Source organism: Gammaproteobacteria bacterium, assembly GCA_022450155.1.
Classification (GTDB): Bacteria; Pseudomonadota; Gammaproteobacteria; order Arenicellales; family UBA868; genus REDSEA-S09-B13.
In genome coordinates this window covers 40,024-60,665 of record JAKUQR010000017.1, presented here as the reverse complement: position 1 = coordinate 60,665, position 20,642 = coordinate 40,024, and the positions used below count along the sequence as shown (strand labels likewise).

General features: G+C 53.1%; 18 protein-coding genes. 5 read left to right on the top strand and 13 right to left on the bottom strand.

Annotation, left to right across the window (positions count from 1 at the left end):
• Positions 1–116 precede the first annotated feature (116 nt).
• The gene (ppsA, locus tag MK323_10425) at positions 117–2,480 is read left to right on the top strand and encodes a phosphoenolpyruvate synthase (GenBank protein MCH2482573.1); all 2,364 of its coding nucleotides are present in this window, start codon (positions 117–119) and stop codon (positions 2,478–2,480) included.
• 10 nt (positions 2,481–2,490) lie between these two features.
• Here ppsA and MK323_10420 read toward each other — a convergent pair whose 3' ends face one another.
• The 7 genes from MK323_10420 to MK323_10390 all read right to left on the bottom strand — a co-directional run bounded on the left by MK323_10420 (position 2,491) and on the right by MK323_10390 (position 10,343).
• A complete protein-coding gene (locus tag MK323_10420) occupies positions 2,491–3,393 on the bottom strand; it encodes a PhzF family phenazine biosynthesis protein (GenBank protein ID MCH2482572.1) in 903 nt (300 codons plus the stop codon).
• Positions 3,394–3,432: 39 nt separating this feature from the next.
• The gene (locus MK323_10415) at positions 3,433–3,936 is read right to left on the bottom strand and encodes a metallophosphatase family protein (GenBank protein ID MCH2482571.1); all 504 of its coding nucleotides are present in this window, start codon (positions 3,934–3,936) and stop codon (positions 3,433–3,435) included.
• Positions 3,937–4,077: 141 nt separating this feature from the next.
• Complete coding sequence (gene aprA, locus MK323_10410; protein ID MCH2482570.1) at positions 4,078–5,922, bottom strand: adenylyl-sulfate reductase subunit alpha; 1,845 nt, start codon at positions 5,920–5,922, stop codon at positions 4,078–4,080.
• On the bottom strand, positions 5,922–6,386 hold the full coding sequence (aprB, locus tag MK323_10405; GenBank protein MCH2482569.1) for an adenylyl-sulfate reductase subunit beta: 465 nt from the start codon (positions 6,384–6,386) through the stop codon (positions 5,922–5,924). Before aprB ends, aprA begins: the two co-directional genes overlap by 1 nt.
• Positions 6,387–6,431: 45 nt before the next feature.
• Complete coding sequence (locus tag MK323_10400; protein ID MCH2482568.1) at positions 6,432–7,217, bottom strand: adenylyl-sulfate reductase; 786 nt, start codon at positions 7,215–7,217, stop codon at positions 6,432–6,434.
• Positions 7,218–7,496: 279 nt separating this feature from the next.
• Complete coding sequence (gene lgt, locus MK323_10395; protein ID MCH2482567.1) at positions 7,497–8,279, bottom strand: prolipoprotein diacylglyceryl transferase; 783 nt, start codon at positions 8,277–8,279, stop codon at positions 7,497–7,499.
• A gap of 105 nt (positions 8,280–8,384) precedes the next feature.
• Complete coding sequence (locus tag MK323_10390; GenBank protein ID MCH2482566.1) at positions 8,385–10,343, bottom strand: acetoacetate--CoA ligase; 1,959 nt, start codon at positions 10,341–10,343, stop codon at positions 8,385–8,387.
• 189 nt (positions 10,344–10,532) lie between these two features.
• Between MK323_10390 and MK323_10385 the strand changes: the two genes are divergently transcribed.
• Positions 10,533–12,245, top strand: a complete 1,713-nt coding sequence (locus tag MK323_10385) for a proline--tRNA ligase (GenBank protein MCH2482565.1) — start codon at positions 10,533–10,535, stop codon at positions 12,243–12,245.
• 37 nt (positions 12,246–12,282) lie between these two features.
• Here MK323_10385 and MK323_10380 read toward each other — a convergent pair whose 3' ends face one another.
• Entirely contained in the window at positions 12,283–12,792 is a 510-nt protein-coding gene (locus MK323_10380; GenBank protein MCH2482564.1) for a LysM peptidoglycan-binding domain-containing protein, read from the bottom strand.
• A 127-nt stretch (positions 12,793–12,919) separates the two neighbouring features.
• Between MK323_10380 and arsC the strand changes: the two genes are divergently transcribed.
• The gene (gene arsC, locus MK323_10375; protein ID MCH2482563.1) at positions 12,920–13,261 is read left to right on the top strand and encodes an arsenate reductase (glutaredoxin); all 342 of its coding nucleotides are present in this window, start codon (positions 12,920–12,922) and stop codon (positions 13,259–13,261) included.
• Between the two features lie 104 nt (positions 13,262–13,365).
• Here arsC and hda read toward each other — a convergent pair whose 3' ends face one another.
• Both hda and MK323_10365 read right to left on the bottom strand, forming a co-directional pair.
• Entirely contained in the window at positions 13,366–14,073 is a 708-nt protein-coding gene (gene hda, locus MK323_10370; GenBank protein MCH2482562.1) for a DnaA regulatory inactivator Hda, read from the bottom strand.
• Positions 14,074–14,084: 11 nt separating this feature from the next.
• Positions 14,085–14,618, bottom strand: a complete 534-nt coding sequence (locus MK323_10365) for a CDP-alcohol phosphatidyltransferase family protein (protein MCH2482561.1) — start codon at positions 14,616–14,618, stop codon at positions 14,085–14,087.
• A gap of 193 nt (positions 14,619–14,811) precedes the next feature.
• Between MK323_10365 and purM the strand changes: the two genes are divergently transcribed.
• On the top strand, positions 14,812–15,849 hold the full coding sequence (gene purM / locus MK323_10360; protein ID MCH2482560.1) for a phosphoribosylformylglycinamidine cyclo-ligase: 1,038 nt from the start codon (positions 14,812–14,814) through the stop codon (positions 15,847–15,849).
• On the top strand, positions 15,821–16,489 hold the full coding sequence (gene purN, locus MK323_10355; protein MCH2482559.1) for a phosphoribosylglycinamide formyltransferase: 669 nt from the start codon (positions 15,821–15,823) through the stop codon (positions 16,487–16,489). The genes purM and purN overlap by 29 nt, the downstream gene beginning before the upstream one ends.
• 70 nt (positions 16,490–16,559) lie before the next feature.
• Here purN and clpA read toward each other — a convergent pair whose 3' ends face one another.
• The 3 genes from clpA to aceA form a co-directional block, all read right to left on the bottom strand.
• Positions 16,560–18,821, bottom strand: coding sequence for an ATP-dependent Clp protease ATP-binding subunit ClpA (gene clpA / locus MK323_10350; protein ID MCH2482558.1), 2,262 nt, complete (start codon positions 18,819–18,821; stop codon positions 16,560–16,562).
• Positions 18,821–19,141 carry an ATP-dependent Clp protease adapter ClpS gene (gene clpS, locus MK323_10345; protein ID MCH2482557.1) on the bottom strand — a complete coding sequence of 107 codons (321 nt, stop codon included), beginning with the start codon at positions 19,139–19,141 and terminating at the stop codon, positions 18,821–18,823. Before clpS ends, clpA begins: the two co-directional genes overlap by 1 nt.
• Positions 19,142–19,352: 211 nt before the next feature.
• Complete coding sequence (gene aceA / locus MK323_10340) at positions 19,353–20,642, bottom strand: isocitrate lyase (GenBank protein ID MCH2482556.1); 1,290 nt, start codon at positions 20,640–20,642, stop codon at positions 19,353–19,355.

Sequence of the window (20,642 nt, the reverse complement as noted above, 5' to 3'; positions counted from 1 at the left end):
GGGTCTGTCGAGCAGAATAGACCCTGGCCGACAAGTTACTGGTTCTGCTCCAGCCAGCTGCTGAACAACATTGAAGCGGACTGGCCACATAATATTGTCTAACAAATGGTGCGCAAGTGAAAGAATACATTGCCTGGCTCGACCAGATAAGCCTGGATGATGTGAGCCGCGTTGGCGGCAAAAACGCATCATTGGGCGAGATGATTTCCAGCTTGTCTTCTGCCGGGATTCAAGTCCCGGGGGGATTTGCGACCACTGCCCATGCATACCACAATCATCTGGCGACCTCCGGACTGAAGGATCAAATTGAAACAGCCCTGGCTCAACTGGACGTCAGCAATGTGAAACAGCTGGCCGAGGTGGGTGCCACAATCAGAGAGTGGCTTACAAACGCACCACTGCCAGGTGATCTGGAAGATGCGATTGAAGCCGCCTACCGGAAATTAGGGACTTCAGCTGACACCCCTGTCGCCGTGCGGTCTTCTGCAACCGCTGAGGACCTGCCCGACGCATCTTTTGCTGGCCAGCAGGAGACTTTTCTCAACGTTCGAGGCATAACACACGTGCTGCCAGCTGTCCGCGAAGTATTTGCATCGCTTTTCAACGATCGGGCGATTGCTTATCGGGTCCACCAGGGCTACGACCATAGTGAAGTGGCTCTATCAGTTGGCATACAACAGATGGTTCGCAGTGATCTTGGATCAAGTGGTGTGATGTTTACTCTTGATACCGAATCTGGTTATGACGATGTCGTGTTTATCACGGCCTCATGGGGGCTTGGTGAAACCATAGTGCAGGGCGCCGTGAACCCAGATGAGTTCTACGTACACAAACCCACTTTGCTTGCCCAGCGACCAGCTATCCTTCGCCGGAAAATCGGCAGCAAAGCCAGCAAGATGATCTATGCGGACGACTCTGCATCCGAGACCACACGTGTAATTGAAACAACAGCAACCGAGCGACAGCGCTTTTCCCTGTCTGATGAGCAGGTCGAAGAACTGGCACACCAGGCGATTCGAATAGAACAGCACTACGGTCGCCCTATGGACATTGAGTGGGGTCTCGATGGCGAAACGCACGAGCTGTGGATCCTCCAGGCACGGCCGGAAACGGTAAAAAGCCGTGTAACACAACAGTCACTGGAGCGATATCATCTTAAAGAGACCGCTCCAGTGCTGTCTGAAGGTCGCAGCATTGGCCAGAAAATTGGCAGCGGCACTGTCCGGGTTGTGACATCCATCAGTGAACTAGATGCAGTAAAAACGGGTGACATTCTGGTGACTGATATGACCGATCCAGACTGGGAGCCGGTCATGAAACGAGCAGCAGCAATTGTCACCAACCGGGGCGGCCGTACCTGCCACGCGGCCATCATCGCCCGGGAGCTCGGTATTCCAGCCGTTGTCGGCTGCGGAGATGCCACACGACAACTCTCTAAAGTCAGCACTGCCACTGTCAGCTGTGCCCAAGGGGATACAGGCTATGTTTATCAGGGAGAACTGAAATTCGAGATCGAGACTGTCCACCTCGGCGATATGCCCGAACTGCCCTTCAAAATCACCATGAATATCGGCAATCCCGACCGGGCTTTTGATTTTCAGAAACTGCCGAATGCAGGTGTGGGTCTGGCGCGTTTAGAGTTTATCATCAACAATACCATTGGCATTCATCCCAAGGCCCTGCTCCACAGTGACCAGGTATCTCAGGACGTCAGGGATCAGATCAAGGCCGCGTCAGCCGGTTATGCTGACCCCGTAGACTTTTTTGTACGCAAGCTTGCCGAGGGCATCTCTACGATTACAGCCGCCTTTTCCCCACATCCCGTGATCGTTCGGTTGTCCGACTTCAAATCCAATGAATACGCAAATCTCATCGGCGGTAGTACCTTTGAACCCCGTGAGGAGAACCCAATGCTCGGTCTGAGAGGCGCATCTCGATATCTAGACGCGAGGTTTCGCGAGTGCTTTGAACTAGAATGCCGTGCCCTCAAATATGTTCGTGAGGAGATGGGGCTAACAAACCTGTGGATCATGGTGCCATTCGTGCGCACGGTGGTGGAGGCAGAACAGGTGATTGCCTTGCTGGCAGAAAATGGTCTGAACCGCGGTCAGAATGATCTTCAGATTATTATGATGTGCGAACTGCCATCAAATGCACTCCTCGCAGAATCGTTTCTACAGCATTTTGACGGTTTTTCGATTGGTTCGAATGACATGACCCAACTCACTTTGGGGCTGGACCGCGACTCGGCTGACATTGCTCATCTGTTCGATGAGCGCGATGCAGCTGTCAAAACGCTACTGCAACTAGCGATTTCGGCTTGTCAAAAACAGGGTAAGTACGTTGGGATCTGTGGCCAAGGCCCATCTGACCACCCTGATCTGGCACGCTGGCTGATGGAACAGGGCATCGACACCGTGTCTTTAAACCCTGATAGCGTCATTGAAACCTGGTTATTTCTTGGCGGTGAACAGTCCTGACTCAGTTTTGTCAGCTACAACCAACATCGATCCAGCCCTCACTGACCATCACACAAGTACCGCCAACCCAGCTGGCAACAACACAACCGTTTTCTTTCCGTGCACGAATCCGTAGAACACTCAGCCGACCCAGTTCTACTCCTTGAAATACGCTCCAGCTGAATTCACCGTCACGCTCCGATCGACAATGCGACAAAAGAGCTGCCAGTGCACAGTTTGCACTACCAGTTGCCGGATCCTCAGCAACACCGTCAAGAGGAGCAAATACGCGGGCCTGAATATCAGTGCCACCTGACTTGGGTGTATAAACATGTACATAAGGCACTGCACCTTCAACAAGAAGACGGTCGAACCCAGCCATATCAATGCGTACCTGGGCTAGGACGGACAAGTCCGCCACTTCCACAAAAAGAAAAGGAAGCCCCACCGATGCGACCGTTGGAGAATGTGTGGTCAAAACGATTTCGTTTTCGCGTAAGGACAAAGCTTTAGCCACTGACCCGATCGCTGGGAATGCTTGCAGTGTCAGGACCTGTGGTGCCTTGAGCTCAAACGAGGTTGGAGCGCCTAGATTGGCCTGAATCTCGATCGACACAAGACCTGCCTCCTCTTCAAAAAAGACGGCACCGGGAATCTCTTTACCAAGCGCTCCAGTTTCGGCCAGAACAAATGCAGTCCCAATATTGGGGTGGCCGGCGAAGGGGATTTCTGTTGTGGGGGTAAAAATTCGCACCTTTCGTGTGTGGCCAGTTTCAGCGGGCAACACAAATGCAGTCTCTGAAAAATTGAACTCCCGCGCAATCTGCTGCATCTGCCATTCCGATAGTGTCTCGGCATCCGGCAACACAGCCAGCTGATTTCCTCCGAACCGCTGTTCGGTAAACACGTCACAAATAAAGTAGTGGTATTTCACCGACGATTTACGGCATTGCCTGGGTCAATTCAATTGCGTTTATGCCGCGACGAATTCCCGGACGCTCCATCGGTCAGGTTTAACAGTCAGCACAAGGCATGATGCGCCTCCTTTGGTTCTGACTCGTCCCGCGGCACCAGGATTCATTACCCACGGCTGATTCGTTGTATCTATTCGTCTGATGTGGCTATGACCGTAAGCAATCGCTCGGGTATCAGGATACTTGTTGCGCAGCCGGCTATGGTAATTGGCGCTGTCCCAGATACGGTGACCGTGTTCGATGGCAAGAACACCGCCTGGTAATTCGATCTGCAGGCTTTCCGGCAGTCCGGACAAAACGTGATGCTCATCAACTGACCACTTCTTAGGAACATCGTTGTTGCCAGCCACCGCCAGCACATTCCCACACCTGGATTTGAGCGCTGCCAGCACCGAGGCACTGCCGATGTCACCCGTGTGAACGACCAGTTCCATGCCGGCTGCCAGTTCTACGATTGAGTCATCGACCCAGCCATGGGTATCACCGAGCAGCAGAACCTTCATTTCACCACTGCGACATCAGGATTACCTGTATCGGCGTGTTTTCTGAGGTCGCGCCTGCGCGAAACTCTCGGCGTTGGTGCGCCCGATCGGATCGCAACAGTCACGTCATCGTAGAGAACTGTTTTGAAAGATGGCTCCCGTTCAATCAACGATGTGATACACAGGGGCTTTCTCCATAGTCCACTCCCCGGATTCTTGGTCGTACTGGGATAAGGTGAAGCAATGCCAATCGGTATCATTTAGTTTCATATGATCGGCCCGATAGTAATACCCCGGCCAACGGGTTTCGGTGCGGAACATTGTGTGGTGGGTCACTGATTCAGATGCCAGAACCCGGTGCTGCAGCTCCCAGGCCCGCATCAGTTGGTGAAGATCTTCCGCCGCGAGATGGTCGAGGTCTTCTTTCAGCATATCCAGCAACTCCAGTCCACGGGTGAGCAACGGTTCGTTCGTCATGTAGTGGGCACTGATACCGCCGCAATACTCATCCATGATCTTCTCGAGACGTTGAAGACCATGGAGAGGCAGGATATAGCTCGGTGAAACGGTTCCAGCGACAATCTCATTCCGACCAATCTGATAATTCTCCAGGGGTTGGAAGATTACCTTCTTCAGATCTTGGTATTGTTTTTCACTGACCTGAAACTTTTCATTCTTCATGTCGTTCACGTAATTGACAGCCGCCTTTGCGGCGATCCGACCTTCGGCAAAGGATCCCGACGAGAACTTGTGCGCGGTGCCACCGATGGTGTCGCCAGCGCCAAACAACCCTTCGACGGTCATCATCCGGTTGTACCCCCACTGGTAATCGGACGGTGCGTAATCTGAAGGGCCACTCGCCCAGGCGCCCGAACAGGTCGCATGGGATCCCATGACATAGGGCTCGGACGTGGTCAGTTCGGGATTGATCTCCTTGGGATCGATGTTCTGCGAAGCCCAGACAACTGCCTGCCCAATCGTCATACCCAAGAAGTTCTCCCAGCCAACTTGCTCCTTATGCGGATCCTGGAAAGCCTCCTTGGTTACCATGCGGATGGGGCCACGACCGGCCTTGATCTCTTCGAGAAATGCGTGGTTGCGCAGGCAGGTCGGCACCGGGTGGCGATCGATGTAATCCCCGACTAGTTCCTTCGTATGGTCATACCACTTGGATTCGTATTCGTCTCCGTAGGCATTCTCGGTGTACGTCTTGAGGTGCAGAAAGTAGGCGCCGACCGGACCGTAACCGTCCTTGAATCGGGTCAGTACAATCCGGTTCTCCATCTGCGTCATCTTAGCGCCGACGAGAATCGGCAATGCGTAGGCTGAAGCACTGCTCCACGGTGCATACCACGTCCGTCCCATGCCTTCTCCCACTGAGCGGGGCTTATAGATGTGTGACGCGCCGCCAGCGCAAACGATTACGGCTTTGGCACGGAAGACGCAGAAATCCCCTGTGCGGACGTTAAAGCCAACAGCCCCGGCAACCCGGTTGGGCTTCGTCTCGTCCATCAGCAGGTGGGTTACCATGACACGGTTGTAAACCTCTGAAGCGGCCTTGCGAGCAGCCTCGGCGACGATCGGCTTGTAGCTTTCGCCGTGAATCATGATCTGCCATTTGCCTTCGCGCAAATAGTGTCCGGTTTCAGGGTCCTTCATGATCGGGAGGCCCCACTCCTCGAACATGTGCACGGTAGAGTCGACGTGGCGGGCAATGTCGTAACCCAGGTCTTCGCGCACGAGACCCATGAGGTCGTTGCGGGCATAGCGGACGTGGTCTTCGGGTTGGTTCTCATCCCACTGCATACCCATGTAACAGTTGATCGCATACAAACCCTGCGCAACCGCACCGCTGCGTTCGATGTTCGCCTTTTCGACGCAGACAATCTTCAGGTCCCGACCCCAGTACCTGGTTTCGTAAGTAGCGCCGCAGCCTGCCATGCCGCCGCCGACGACGAGAACATCTGAATCGACAAAAACCGTCTTGCTTCCACCAAACAATCCCATCAGATCAGCCCCTGCTTGAGTTGATCGGATCTCAACGCTGGCAATCCGTTAGCGACATTAAGCGCATCCGGTTCGTGGGCCAGTTCTTGTGAATGAAAGTCTTCAGCACTAGGTACTGGGAGTTCAGCCGGTGACGGGATCGAGCCCCATTCCGTGGTGCGAATCGGTGAGACGAAATTCTTTTCGCGGCCGTCGCGAAACTTGATCTTCCAGGAAATTGTGGCCTTGGGTTCTTCCCGGAGTACTCGCACGCTGTGGCCGAGTGGGGCAAAATCGGCATAACCACGCACGTCAATCGCGTTTTGCGGACAGGCCTTTACGCAGGCATAACACTCCCAGCACATATTGGGCTCGATGTTATAGGCACGACGATAAGTTTTATCGATGTGCATAATGTCGGAAGGACATATGTCGACACAATGTCCGCAGCCATCGCAACGAGTCATATAAACAAATGTTGGCATGATATTCCGTTATCTCCTGAATAGAGAAGTCCAGTGATGGGTTGATTAATAATGTTGAGTTGTCTGGCGGGAGCTGCCAAAAACTTCAGGCTTATCGGCAGGAGCCGGCAAGTTGCTCCTTGAACCGTCCGCTTCTGCGATACGATTTTGCAGGGCCGCTGCTGGCTTATAGAACATGTGTGAGAACTTTGACCACGGAATAGATCCGAAAAGCACCGTCGTAGCGATCATGTATAGAGCAAACAACAAGTTTGCCCACGAATTTCCTGTTACCTGCACGTACCCCCAGATCAGGCCCAAAGTCACGCTGGCGAGAAGCGAAATAATAAACAGGTCGGCCTGCACAATGCGAAACGGAGAATTGCCCTCAGCGGCAACATCCACTCGAATGAAGAACCAAAACCAGTAGCCACCAACACAAATCAGCAGACCGCCGATATACCAGATTAAGGGCCAGATGGCGGGTGCGGGTGTGGCGGGCGTTGGGTAGCAGAACACCAAAATGGCTGTGGTAATGAAGTGGGCGAGGAAGCCGTACATGGTCAAGAGATGGGCAATTCTGCGCCGGGCATTACAGAATTCGCCAGACATTAGGCCGTCGACCACGGCAGTTCGAACCGCCAGGGCCACCACTTCCCCACCACCGACCCGTCGCGCACCGCTGGCTCTTTCTTTTTGCCAGTTTTTAAAGAAATACTTGGCACTTTTTTTGTGAATAGTGTCATACAGCGTGCCAACCACGACGAGCACTACCATGATGACGACATAAGTCTGCATGAAGGCTGGTGGCATGAAGCCTGAAAGTTCGGCAAAGGGATTGCTGGTGAACATCAAATCACATCACTCCATAATTACCTGGTATTGCACCCGTATCGGATTAGATAGTAGCCCGGCGGGGGTTCGTGTCGCCAGTTGAAATCCTGTGGAAAGGAGAAACTCTAATCGTTTGTTTGAGGCTAGACTAATCAAAATGTTCCGCGGCCCGGATAAATAACGTTTATTTCTACCTCGATGATCTTTGCTGCTCGAAATTGAGTACTCTGGGGTGTTATGCCCCATAACTATCCAGACCCCATGTAATCGACCGGTACCCCACGGATCCGACATCCGTCAAGTCTGACGCGACCGCCCAGCCAACAAGAGCCAAAGTCCTGCGATCAGCATTGGCAAACACAACAGTTGTCCCATCGACAGTCCATCCAGAAAGACCAGCCCAAGATGGGCATCGGGTTCTCTGAAAAATTCAACGGTGAACCGGAATAGCGCGTAACAAATGAGGAAAAGTCCCGACACGCTTCCCGTAACCCTTGGCTTCGATGAATAGGTCCAGATGATCAGAAATAGCAACAGCCCCTCAAGTCCCGCTTCATAAATCTGTGACGGGTGTCTCGCTAAAGGGCCTGCAGATGGAAAGATCATCGCCCAGGGCACATCAGACACCCGCCCCCAAAGCTCCTCGTTGATAAAGTTCCCCAACCGTCCTGCACCCAGTCCCAGGGGACACAATGGTGCCAGAAAGTCCGAAACGGACAGGAAACTACGGCCGGAACGCCTGGCGTACAGAGCGAGTGCAACACAGGCCCCAATCAACCCACCATGAAACGACATACCACCCGACCAGATATACAGCAGCGCAATCGGATGCTCCAGATAGTAACCAACGTTATAGAACAGGACGTAACCGAGTCGGCCGCCAACGATCACGCCCACTGCCACATAGAACAGAAGATCCCAGACCTGCTGTGAGGACCACGTAGAACCGGACGCCCGGGCACGCAGCACACCCAATGCGCCACCACCAAGGAATCCGATCAGATACATGACGCCGTACCAGTAGACCGTTATCGGCCCGACAGCAAAAACAACCGGATCAATAGAGGGATAAGTCAACATCGATGAGAATCAAGTGGCTTCAATTCAGTGCGATGAGCCCCATGAACTGGCCTTCAGTGGAGACATAGAAAACCACTAGCCAGTGTCTGCGGGAAACTCTCAGGGTCAATGTTTCAGTTCCGGCAAATCTGCAAAAAGATCGAGTGCCTCCGGGTTTGCAAGTGCCTCTCGGTTTTTCACCAGTTCACCATGGATGACTTTTCGAACCGCAAGTTCAACAATCTTGCCACTCTTGGTGCGTGGGATATCAGATACCTGTACGATACGCGCCGGCACATGACGAGGTGTTGTGTTTTGTCGAATCTTGGCGCGAATGACATCAGCAAGATCACTATCCAGGACAGTTCCTTCTCTTAAACGCACAAACAGGACAACTCGGACATCGCCTTCGAATTGCTGGCCAATCACCAGGCTTTCGATGACTTCATCAATCTGTTCGGCCTGCCGGTAAATCTCGGCTGTACCGATCCGCACTCCGCCAGGGTTAAGGACTGCATCAGAACGCCCGTAGATAATCATCCCCCCATTTTCAGTTTCGGCGACATAATCCCCGTGACACCAGATGTTCGGAAATTTGTCGAAGTAGGCTGCACGATACTTCTGACCTTCCGGATCATTCCAGAATCCGACGGGCATACAGGGGAACGAATTACTACAGGTCAATTCACCTTTCTGACCCGGTGTCAGAATCTCGCCCGAGTCGCCCCGGACCTCCACCTGCATGCCCAACCCCTTACACTGGATTTCGCCACGCCGAACGGGCAGTGTCGGATTCCCGAGCACAAAGCAGGACACGATATCCGTACCACCTGAAATCGATGACAGGCACACATCTTCCTTGATCGACTGGTAAACATAGTCGAAACCTTCCGGCATCAGTGGCGACCCTGTGGAAAGTACACTGCGCAAGTCAGTCAGATCGTGTGTTTCTGTCGGATGAATGCCAGCTTTGTTTGCCGCGTCAATAAACTTAGCCGAAGTGCCGAAAATGTTCATCTTTTCTTCAGATACAAAATCGAAAAGGGCGTTTCCGTCAGGGTAGAACGGTGATCCATCATACAGCCCGAGAATCGCGCCACTGGCAAGACCCGACACGAGCCAGTTCCACATCATCCAACCACAGGTCGTAAAGTAAAACAGTCGATCACCCGGATGGATGTCAGTATGCAGTCTGTGTTCCTTGAGATGCTGAAGCAGCGTACCGCCAGCACCGTGAATGATCGCTTTCGGAACCCCCGTCGTACCCGACGAGTACATGATGTAGAGGGGATGGTTAAATGGCAGTTTATTGAATTCTATCGAATCAGCGGGAACCAGAAATTCCTCCAGTAATACCCCTTTCGTGATCCGGCTGACGTCGGGTTGATCGGCCACCAGGGGGACGACCACGACCTTTTCCAGCGATGGTAATCCTGCACGGATAGCGTTCAGTTTGTCGAGCGAGTCATGTGCATTGCCGTTGTAAAAATAGCCATCCGCACTGAACAACACCTTTGGCTCAATCTGGCCAAACCTGTCGAGCACACCCTGGACGCCAAAATCCGGGGAACAAGATGACCAGATAGCGCCCAGCGATGCAGATGCCAGCATAGCGGAGACGGTTTCAGGCATGTTCGGCATGAACGCACAGACCCGGTCTCCCGCCTCAACGCCTGTTGACCGTAGCGCGGCGGCAATATCAGCCACCTGCCCATAGAGTTCCGCATGGCTGATCACCCGTCTGACTATATTCTCGGAACGAAACACCATGGCTGGTGAATCGGCCCGTTGGATCAACAAGTGGCTGGCAAAGTTTATCCGGCTGTCCGGAAACCACCGGGCCCCAGGCATGTGATCACGGTTTTCTACCGTGCGTTCATCGGGTGATCTAGGAGGCAGGCCACAGAAATCCCACAGGCACTCCCAGAAGACACAGGGTTGAGCCACTGACCAGGCATGTACTGCATTGTAATCTGGCAGCGACTGACCAGTTCTTGACTCAACTTGACGGACAAATGCCGTGATGTGCGCGTTGGCGATTCTTGAAGAAGAAGGCTGCCACAGAATTTCTGATACCGAGTCCATGTCTTCCAAGACCAACCGTTAACCGACCCGCTAAGGTCAGCGCGTTAAGATAAAACCAGTAGAACCTGGCAACCCCAAACTGGATATTCTAACAATCTTAATTGGCGAGACTTCAGCCAACCATCCTAGAGGGATCTGCGCAAACCGCTTACACTAGCGATTCACGTCACCCCGGGCAATGCAGCAACCATGCGAACTTCCCAGTTTCTGATTGCGACCCTTAAAGAAACCCCAGCCGACGCAGAGATTATCAGTCACCAACTGATGCTCCGAGCCGGACTGATCAGGCAGGTCGCAGCCGGTATCTACAACTGGCTGCCACTGGGTCATCGCGTGCTTCGCAAAGTCGAAACTGTAGTGCGTGAAGAAATGAACAGAAGCGGTGCCCAGGAGGTCCTGCTATCTGCCATCCAACCAGCCGAACTGTGGCGTGCTTCGGGGCGTTGGGAGGACTATGGGCCGGAATTGCTGAGACTGACTGATCGGCATCAACGCGAATTCTGTTTTGGCCCCACCCATGAAGAAGTCATCACTACCCTAGCCAAGTCCGAAATACGTAGCTATCGCCAGCTGCCTCTTAACCTGTACCAGATTCAGACCAAGTTTCGAGATGAAATTCGGCCGCGGTTCGGTGTCATGCGCGCACGTGAATTCATTATGAAAGACGCGTATACGTTTGATGCCGATGCAAAAGGTATGGCCAAAAGTTACCAAACCATGTACGACACTTATCAGCGCATTTTTGATCGCCTGGGATTGGAAACCCGCGCGGTAGAGGCAGACAGCGGCAGCATTGGCGGAAGTTTTTCCCATGAATTCCACGTATTGGCTGATTCGGGGGAAGACTCGATCGCCCTTTGTTCTGAAGCCGGTTATTCAGCAAATATTGAAAAAGTAACCCTGGAGCCATCGCTGGCTGGAAGACCCTCGCCCGGTACGGCGATGGGCGAGATTGACACCCCGGGCCAACACACCATTGCCGATCTATGCCAATTCCTCGCGATTCAGCCCCAACAAACGGTTAAGACCCTGATAGTCGCAGGTGCTGACGGCGGTGTTGTTGCACTCGTTCTTCGCGGCGATCATGAGCTCAATAGCGTAAAAGCAGAGACACTGAACGAGATTGCCAAACCACTGCAGATGGCCAGTGCAGATGATATCCGCAGGGCGACCGGCTCGGAGCCCGGTTCGATTGGTCCGGTAGGGCTCTCGTTTCCTGTTGTTGCTGACTACAGTGCTGCTGTACTCGCAAACTTTATTTGCGGCGCAAACCAGGTCGATAAACACTTGGAAAATGTCAACTGGATGCGCGACCTCCCAGAACCCGCAGTAGCGGATATCAGACAGGCTGTAGATGGCGATCCCTGCCCCACCGATCCGTCAAAGACGATCCATGTACGGCGAGGAATTGAAGTAGGGCACGTCTTTCAGCTGGGCACCAAGTACAGCGAAGCACTGGGGGCCTCCTATCTCGACAAATCGGGCAAAGCGCAGCCGATGTATATGGGCTGTTATGGGATCGGCATCACTCGTATCGTGGCAGCGGCGATCGAGCAGAGCCACGATGAACACGGCATCATATGGCCCGACCCCATCACGCCGTTTGACGTGGGCATCGTGCCCATTGGCCTGCACAAGTCCGCCACCGTCGCTTCTGCAGTTGAGCGGCTTTATACCGAGCTGACAAGCTGCGGATTTGAAGTTCTGATCGACGACCGGAACGAGCGTCCCGGCGTCATGTTTTCAGAGATGGATCTGGTGGGTATTCCGCATCGGCTGGTAATCGGTGAGCGCGGCCTCAAATCCGGGACGATCGAATACCGTAACCGCCGCTCCGGTGCAACTGACGACTATCCATTCGATGAGGTCGTACAAGCGCTCGTGACTTTGCGCGAGCTATAGCCGTCCGCGTCTGTGACAGGCGCCCAAGATCCGGCGTTTAAAGAGCCAACATCAAGTAGTCAATATCTGCCTTCTCAACCACGCCTAGAGCCCATGCTCCGCGGGTTTTTGCGTGGTCTATCGCCAGCTGAATCTGCTGCTCACTGGCCTCTCGGTCGATATGCAACACCTGGCCCGGATAGATCAAGTCGGGATCGTAGATGTCGTCGCGATTTCGTTTGTACAGCAGAGGCCACTGGTAGGAATCACCATAAACCTGTGCCTGTCCAGAGATTCCCCACAGATGATCGCCCGACTGAACAATGTAACGACTGATCGGTGCAGGTCCGGTACTGCCTGAAGAGGCACTGCTGTCACTAGCAGAATCATCCGTCGACTCGGCGCTGGTGTCGGAATCAGCGGAAGTGTCGGTGGACGGCGCTGGCGCGGCAGCTGTAGCAACTCCCGCCTCGGCTTCTGTCGGCTTCGCAGTGGTACAACCACTCACTACAAAAACAATGGCGAACACCGCAAGGAGGATTCGAACTGCGCTGAAGGGATTGTTCATGAGGTCACTCGAGATTTCGGTTTTCTTGTAAAATCAGGACTCTGGGTGCGATTATGAATTCGGCACTCACATCAGTTGCAAACTAACACTCGCGTTTACCAGTGTCAAGAAATATGGAGTATTCAGTATGCCAATCACCATCTATCACAACCCTCGCTGTTCAAAATCCAGAGCAACCCTGGCGCTCCTGCACGAACATGGTCATTCTCCTGAAATTATCGAGTATTTGAAGTCACCCCCCGATAGTTCAACGCTGCGTACGCTCGCGAACAAGCTGGGGCTGCCTCTATCTGACATAGTCCGTACCGGAGAAAAGGAATTCAAAGACAACAACCTAACCAATGCGGATGATGACACACTGGCAAGCGCAATAAGCGAACACCCGATCTTGCTGCAGCGGCCGATCGTTGTATCCGGCGACCAGGCAGCCATAGGTCGCCCGCCCGAAGCCGTACTCGCCATTCTCTGACGACTGCTCGGCCCACGAGTGTCGACTGAACCACCCGGCCGGCAGCTTCCCTTGGACGCCAATGTCCTGGGTTGGACTGAAATTATTGGGTTGAAACTGCCGAGTCAGTACTCAGAAAAGAATTCTTTTTCAAGTTCCTTGACGAAAGGTACCGTGATTCGCCGCTGGCGGGAAAAAGCGGCTTTGTCGATGCGATCCAGCAGGCTGAACAGTACAGAGCTGTTTCTGGGTAGCCGCCGAATAAGGTACTGGATGACGTTATCGGGCAAATCCAGACCACGCATGCTGGCCCTGAAACGCATGGCCTGTGGCAGGTCCGGTTCCGCCAGTGATTTCAAACTGTAGACCCCGCCCGCAGCAAGACGCGTCGCGAGATCAGCGAGATCAAGTCCGACCAGTGACGGGGGTTGCTTGGCACTGACGATCAGTACGCCATCCCCGCCATTGAGTCGTTCATACAGTTCCAGGATACCCTCTTCCCACTCCCTGTCCCCGACAATCTGCTCTAAGTCATCCAGGCAGACCACTGTATCGGCATTAAGCTGGGAAACGAGATCCGGGCTAACACCGCTTGCGCCAGCGGGTACATACACATTTAGCCCATGCTCCTCAACCGTCAGGCGGCTTAACGCCTGCAGCAGGTGCGACTTTCCGCTGCCCGGCGGGCCATGGATGAAAAGCGATGGCTTAGCATTGGCGCGTTTCGTCACCGATCGAACAACCTCGACCACCTCTTCATTTCCGATCGGGTAGAAGTTGTCGAACGAAGCTGAATCACTCAGTCGCAACGGCAGGTTGAGTTGTCCTGTCATGGCGCTAGACCCTAGCTACTTGCTGAATTGTTGTTTTCAGTGCCCCGGATAAACCACAAATAAACGTAATGGATACCGCTGGCCAACGTGGTCAATCCCACCAGGACAATCAGAAATTCATTTAGCCAAGGCAGATGGACCCAGCCAGCACGGTCTATCAGGACAACAGTCACGAGAATGATCTGTAGAACCGTATTGACTTTGCTCAAGAAGCTGGGGTGTAGGGGTACGGAACCATGAAGCGTATCGAGAATGAGGTAACCGCCAATAATGCCCACGTCGCGGAACACGATCAGTAACAAAAGCCAGAACGGGAGATCGCCAAGCAGAACCAGTACCGCGTAGGTGCTCACAATCAGAACCTTGTCGGCTATGGGATCCAGAATCGATCCCAGCCGCGTTACACAGTTGAATTTCTTGGCGATCCAGCCATCGAGTCCATCGGTGATACCTGCACCGACAAAGATAGCGACGCCAATTGCGTACTCCCGTTCCCGCAGAAAAAGAATCAGTACCGGAACAGCACCAATTCTAAGCAGGGTCAAGAGATTAGGTAATTTTTTGAGCAAATGCGGCTACCATGAGAAAAAGTAGAAAAGATTCTGACAGCGGCGTGTTGCCACCATCATCATAGATGGCATCAAAAACCCGTCTACGTCAGAAATCGCCAGTACACGCCTCAGATACGATACCATAAACACCTCTTTCATCAGTACAGTGTCTCCCGATAAACCCCAGATGTCGAGCAAAGAAAAAAGTCGTCTAAGCTATCGGAGCGCGGGTGTCAACATTGACGCTGGAGACAACCTGGTTGAACGGCTCAAGCCACTCGTGTCACGCACCCGGCGAGAAGGTTGGATAACCGGTATCGGGGGATTTGGTGGGCTTTTCGAACTTCCTGTTGAACGATACCAAGCGCCCGTTCTGGTGTCGGGAGTCGACGGGGTGGGTACAAAACTCAAACTCGCAATCGAAATGGATCGGCACGACACTATCGGTATCGATCTGGTCGCTATGTGTGTCAATGACGTCATCGTCTGTGGTGCCGAACCACTTTATTTTCTCGACTACTTTGCAACTTCTGTTCTTTCAGAAGATCTGGCGGAATCAGTCATCTCTGGAATCGCCCGGGGCTGCGAAATCGCAGGTGCCGCACTGATTGGGGGTGAAACCGCAGAAATGCCGGCCATGTACCGCGAGGGCGACTATGATCTGGCCGGTTTCTGTGTGGGCGTTGTCGAAAAATCGAAGATTATCGACGGCAGCACGGTTCGTGCAGGTGATCAGGTCCTGGGACTCGCAAGCTCTGGTGTTCATTCAAATGGTTATTCTCTAATCCACGCCGTACGAGAACGATCCCAGGCGACGCTCACTGATGCTTTTGGCCAGCAGACACTCGGGGAGTCACTGCTGGCGCCAACCCGAATCTACGCCAGTTCAATCAATCGTCTACTGAAGAATATCCCAGTTAAGGGAATGGCTCACGTTACCGGCGGTGGATTGGGCGGTAACGTGAGTCGAATCATGCCTCAGGGCCTGCAGGCTCAGATAGATTCAACAGCCTGGCAACGTCCTGCGATTTTTGACTGGATCCAGACCCAAGGTGATATCGAAGAAACTGAAATGCTGCGAACCTTTAATTGTGGCATCGGTATGGTGGTAATCGTCGCTCGGGGCGACGTTGCCAACGCCCAAGTTCTGCTGGAGGAAACGGGAGAAAACATCACGGTCATCGGTGAGGTGAGACATGGCCCGCACGGTGCGATCGTTGAGTAAACCGCAGACCAGCAACTGTCATCTGCTGATCCTGATCAGCGGCAGTGGTACAAATCTGCAGGTCATCATCGACCAGTGTGCAAACGGCACGATACCGGCGCAGGTGTGTGGTGTAATCAGCGATGAACCTCAGGCCAAAGGTATTCAGCGCGCCAAGAACGCCGGAATCCAGACCACCGTAGTCGATCACCACTGTTTTGATGATCGCCAGTCTTTCGATCATAGACTTGACGAGAAGATCGATTGCTACCGACCGGACCTGGTGGTACTGGCCGGCTTTATGCGAATTCTCGACGCCAAGCTTGTGGAGCGGTACTACGGTCGGATGCTGAACATACATCCGTCCCTGCTACCCGATTACCCGGGCCTGAATACCCATGCACGGGCTATCGCAGATCTCGTAACTGAACACGGTGCCAGTGTGCACTTTGTTACCCCTGAACTCGACGCCGGGCCTATCGTAATACAGGGACGTGTCCCCGTGTTGTCATCAGATACACCTGAATCGCTGGCACAGCGGGTTCATCAAGAAGAATATCGAATCTACCCCACCGCCATTACCTGGTTTGCGCAAGGCCGGTTATCAATTGAAGCCGATCGCGTACTTCTGGACGATCGTCCGGTCGACATCTACGTGTGACCGTCGCAGCGTACTTTATTCAATCAACCCACGCAGACTGACTGGAGCTCAGAAAATTCTGAACCGTCTATTAGTGTTTTACAGGCGGCTCAATATCGAACTTGAGCGCATCATCTTCGCTATAAATCCGAACATGACCACCGCCGGCCAATTTTCCAAACAACAGCTCCTCAGCCAAAGCCTGGTTGATACGCTCCCTGATCAGTCGGTTCATTGGCCTGGCACCCATCGCCGGATCGTGGCCGTGAACAGCCAGCCACTGCCGGGCTGACGGGTCAAGCTCAAGCGTAACGTGCTTGTCCGCGAGTTGGATCTCCAGTTGAAGAATAAATTTATCCACAACATGCAATATCGTGTCAGCATCAAGGGCGCTGAATCGAATCACTGAATCAAGCCGGTTTCGAAATTCCGGGGTGAACATCCGCTTGATGACCTCCATATCGTCGGCGCTGTGATCCTGATCCACGAAACCAACTGAACTCCGCGCCACATTTTCAGAACCGGCATTGGTCGTCATCACTATTATCACGTTGCGGAAATCAGCCTTTCGGCCATTATTGTCGGTCAGAGTCCCATAATCCATCACCTGCAACAACAGGTTGAAAACATCCGGATGGGCCTTTTCTATCTCGTCCAGAAGCAGTACTGCATGCGGGTTTTTTGTGATGGCCTCTGTCATCAAACCGCCCTGATCAAACCCGACGTAGCCCGGTGGTGCCCCTATAAGGCGTGACACGGTGTGCCGCTCCATATATTCCGACATGTCAAATCGCACCAGTTCGATGCCCAATGTCATTGCCAGCTGACGCGTCACCTCCGTTTTACCAACACCTGTTGGCCCGCAAAACAGGAAAGATGAAATCGGACGGTCGGGGTTGCCGAGCCCAGATCTCGCTAGCTTTATTGCACTGACCAGTGCCGAAATTGCGTCACCCTGACCGAAGACAACGCGTTTCAGGTCGGCGTCAAGATTCCTGAGCACATCTTTATCGGAAGCACTCACTGTCCGGGGTGGGATTCGGGCCATTTTGGAGACGACCCGCTCTACGTCATTCACGCCTATCGTCTTCCGTCGTTTAGCGGCTGGAACCAGTCGGGTTTGAGCCCCTGCTTCATCAATGACATCGATTGCTTTATCTGGCAACTGCCGATCTGTGATGTACCGTGCCGACAGTTCAGCCGCGGTGCGTAACGATGGTGCTGTATACCTGACCTCATGAAATTCTTCGAATTGCGTCTTCAGACCACGCAGAATTTCCACGGTCTCGTCCACACTGGGTTCCACGATTTCGACTCTCTGGAATCGCCGCGATAGTGCTCGATCTTTTTCGAAAATTCCCCGGTACTCCTGATAGGTGGTCGAACCGATACATTTCATTCGGCCCGACGCCAACACGGGCTTGAGCAGGTTCGATGCGTCCATTGCTCCACCCGAAGCCGCACCTGCGCCGATGACCGTGTGTATCTCGTCAATAAACAAAATGGCGCCTGGGGTATCCTCTAACTCGGCCAGTACAGCTTTAAGGCGCTGTTCAAAATCTCCTCGGTATTTGGTGCCAGCGATTAGAGCCCCCAGGTCGAGTGCAAAAATGGTGCTGTCAATCAAGACTTCAGGTACTTCACCTTCAACAATCTTTCTGGCCAGGCCCTCGGCAATTGCCGTCTTTCCTACGCCAGCTTCCCCAGTAAACAGTGGATTATTCTTTCGCCGGCGGCATAAAATTTGGATCGTCCGTTCTATCTCTGTTTTTCGTCCAATCAAAGGATCTATACGACCCGCCATGGCTTGCTCATTCAGGTTGACGGCAAACGCGGTCAGAGGGGTTTGTGCTTCATCATCCTCAAACCCCTCGTCCTGATCAACGCCAGCGGGTGGGGGCAAACTGGTGCTTTCCCCACCGACTCGGGAAATACCATGGGATATATAGTTGACCAGGTCGAACCGAGTGACGTCCTCGCGAGATAAAAAGTAGACTGCGTGAGACTCCTTTTCTGCAAACATCGCGATAAGCACATTGGTGCCGGTCACCTCTTTCCTGCCCGTACCTTGAACATGCAGGATCGCCCGCTGGATCACGCGCTGGAACCCTAACCCCGGCTGAGAATCTTCATCACTATCGTTCGGCAGTAGTGGGATATATTGTTCAAGGAAATTATCAAGCTCATTACGCAGCCCCTCAATACTGCCACCGCAAGCCTGAATGGCCTGAATGGCTGGAGGGTTATCCAGCAAAGCATAAAGCAGATGTTCCACCGTGATGTACTCATGCCGGTTTTCACGGGCTTTCTGAATGGCGAGGTTCAGAGATTGCTCGAGTTCGCGGGACAACATTATTCCGGCTCCATCGTACACTGCAGTGGGTGCTCATTCTCCTTGGCGAAATTCATCACTTCACGCACCTTGGTCTGAGCAATTTCGGAAGGGTAAACACCACATACTCCCGACCCCTTCGTGTGCACATTAAGCATAATCTGAACTGCGTCATCATGAGTGAGTCGGAAAAACCGTTGCAATACCATCACAACAAATTCCATGGGTGTGTAGTCATCATTGATCAGGACTACACGAAAGAGCTGAGGTCGCTTCAGCTTGGGTTTGGCTTCTTCTACGACTAGGCCGTCCGAACGCTGAATTTCCTTACTGTCACTCATCAGTAGTACCCGATTGTCTCATTAGAAAGAAATCTGCCTCAATCCTTAAGGGTAAATGATAGTGGTTTAGCATACCAATGCTCAAGCTATTTACAGATCTCCAGCCAGTTTTTCTGAAAAACCGGTGACAGGTTACCCCGTCACCGGTTTTGTGGTTGATACAGTCCAGTGAGCGTTTCAGCCGTTTTCTGCCCCGCCCGGACATATTCTTTTAGCCGGTGGCGAACTGCGACTCTTCTGTTGACCCAGCCATCGCCGTCACTGATGACTGACCGCCTTGAATAACATTTGTGACATCGTCGAAGTAACCAGCACCTACTTCGGCCTGATGACTGGCAAATGTGTAACCCCGATCCGCGGCCGCAAATTCCTTTTCCTGGACCATTTCCACATAAGCGCTCATACCGTCACGAACATAATTCGCCGTGAGGTCAAACATGTGATACCACATACTGTGTATACCAGCCAGTGTAATGAACTGGTATTTGTAGCCCATTGCTCCCAGTTCTCGCTGGAACCTTGATATCGCTGCATCGTCCAAATTCTTTTTCCAGTTGAAAGATGGTGAACAGTTGTAGGCCAGCAATTGATCCGGATAGTCCCGCCTGATGGCTTCGGCATACTGCCGGGCTTCGTCCAAATCCGGTACTGCAGTCTCACACCATATAAGGTCTGCATAAGGTGCATAGGCAAGGCCCCTGGCAATAGCCTGGTCGAGACCGGGGCGAGTGACATAAAAACCTTCAGTACTCCGTTCACCCGTCATGAACCTTCGATCCGACTCGTCCACATCAGACGTCAACAGCGCTGCAGCATTGGCATCGGTACGGGCGAGTAACACTGTCGGTACTCCACAGACATCGGCCGCCAGACGAGCTGCTGTCAGCTTCTGAACAGCCTCCTGTGTCGGCACGAGTACCTTACCACCCATATGTCCACACTTTTTGACAGACGCAAGTTGATCTTCAAAGTGGACACCACCGGCGCCCGCATCAATCATGGCCTTCATCAGCTCGAACGCATTCAGGACGCCACCAAAACCAGCTTCAGCGTCGGCCACGATGGGCACAAAATAGTCCACATTGCCGACACCACTGGCGCTTTGGATCTCGTCTGCCCGCTTGAAAGCATTGTTGATCCGTCTCACAACAGAGGGCACCGAATTAACCGGGTAGAGAGACTGATCGGGATACATGGTGTCACCCAGATTGGCGTCCGCAGCGACCTGCCAGCCGGACAGATAAATCGCCTTGACACCGGCTTTAACCTGCTGCACTGCCTGACCACCCGTCAAAGCACCCAGGGTAGGGATAAAATCCTCCGTGTTAACCCTGCGCCACAATTTCTCGGCACCGAGCCTGGCAAACGTGTACTCGATCTGGACAGACCCCTTGAGTCGAACCACATCAGATCCCGTGTAATCCCGTCGGACGTTTTTCCAGCGTGGGTTTTCCCTCCAGTCCTTCTCGATCGCTTCAGCAGCAGCCAGCAGCGTTTTCAT

Coding starts and splice junctions, on each gene's coding strand:
- MK323_10415 (MCH2482571.1), bottom strand. CDS start 3,936: ATGAAGGTTCTGCTGCTCGGTGATACCCATGGCTGGGTCGATGACTCA.
- aprA (MCH2482570.1), bottom strand. CDS start 5,922: ATGGGATTGTTTGGTGGAAGCAAGACGGTTTTTGTCGATTCAGATGTT.
- aprB (MCH2482569.1), bottom strand. CDS start 6,386: ATGCCAACATTTGTTTATATGACTCGTTGCGATGGCTGCGGACATTGT.
- MK323_10400 (MCH2482568.1), bottom strand. CDS start 7,217: ATGTTCACCAGCAATCCCTTTGCCGAACTTTCAGGCTTCATGCCACCA.
- lgt (MCH2482567.1), bottom strand. CDS start 8,279: ATGTTGACTTATCCCTCTATTGATCCGGTTGTTTTTGCTGTCGGGCCG.
- MK323_10390 (MCH2482566.1), bottom strand. CDS start 10,343: ATGGACTCGGTATCAGAAATTCTGTGGCAGCCTTCTTCTTCAAGAATC.
- MK323_10385 (MCH2482565.1), top strand. CDS start 10,533: ATGCGAACTTCCCAGTTTCTGATTGCGACCCTTAAAGAAACCCCAGCC.
- MK323_10380 (MCH2482564.1), bottom strand. CDS start 12,792: ATGAACAATCCCTTCAGCGCAGTTCGAATCCTCCTTGCGGTGTTCGCC.
- arsC (MCH2482563.1), top strand. CDS start 12,920: ATGCCAATCACCATCTATCACAACCCTCGCTGTTCAAAATCCAGAGCA.
- hda (MCH2482562.1), bottom strand. CDS start 14,073: ATGACAGGACAACTCAACCTGCCGTTGCGACTGAGTGATTCAGCTTCG.
- purM (MCH2482560.1), top strand. CDS start 14,812: ATGTCGAGCAAAGAAAAAAGTCGTCTAAGCTATCGGAGCGCGGGTGTC.
- purN (MCH2482559.1), top strand. CDS start 15,821: ATGGCCCGCACGGTGCGATCGTTGAGTAAACCGCAGACCAGCAACTGT.
- clpA (MCH2482558.1), bottom strand. CDS start 18,821: ATGTTGTCCCGCGAACTCGAGCAATCTCTGAACCTCGCCATTCAGAAA.
- clpS (MCH2482557.1), bottom strand. CDS start 19,141: ATGAGTGACAGTAAGGAAATTCAGCGTTCGGACGGCCTAGTCGTAGAA.
- aceA (MCH2482556.1), bottom strand. CDS start 20,642: ATGAAAACGCTGCTGGCTGCTGCTGAAGCGATCGAGAAGGACTGGAGG.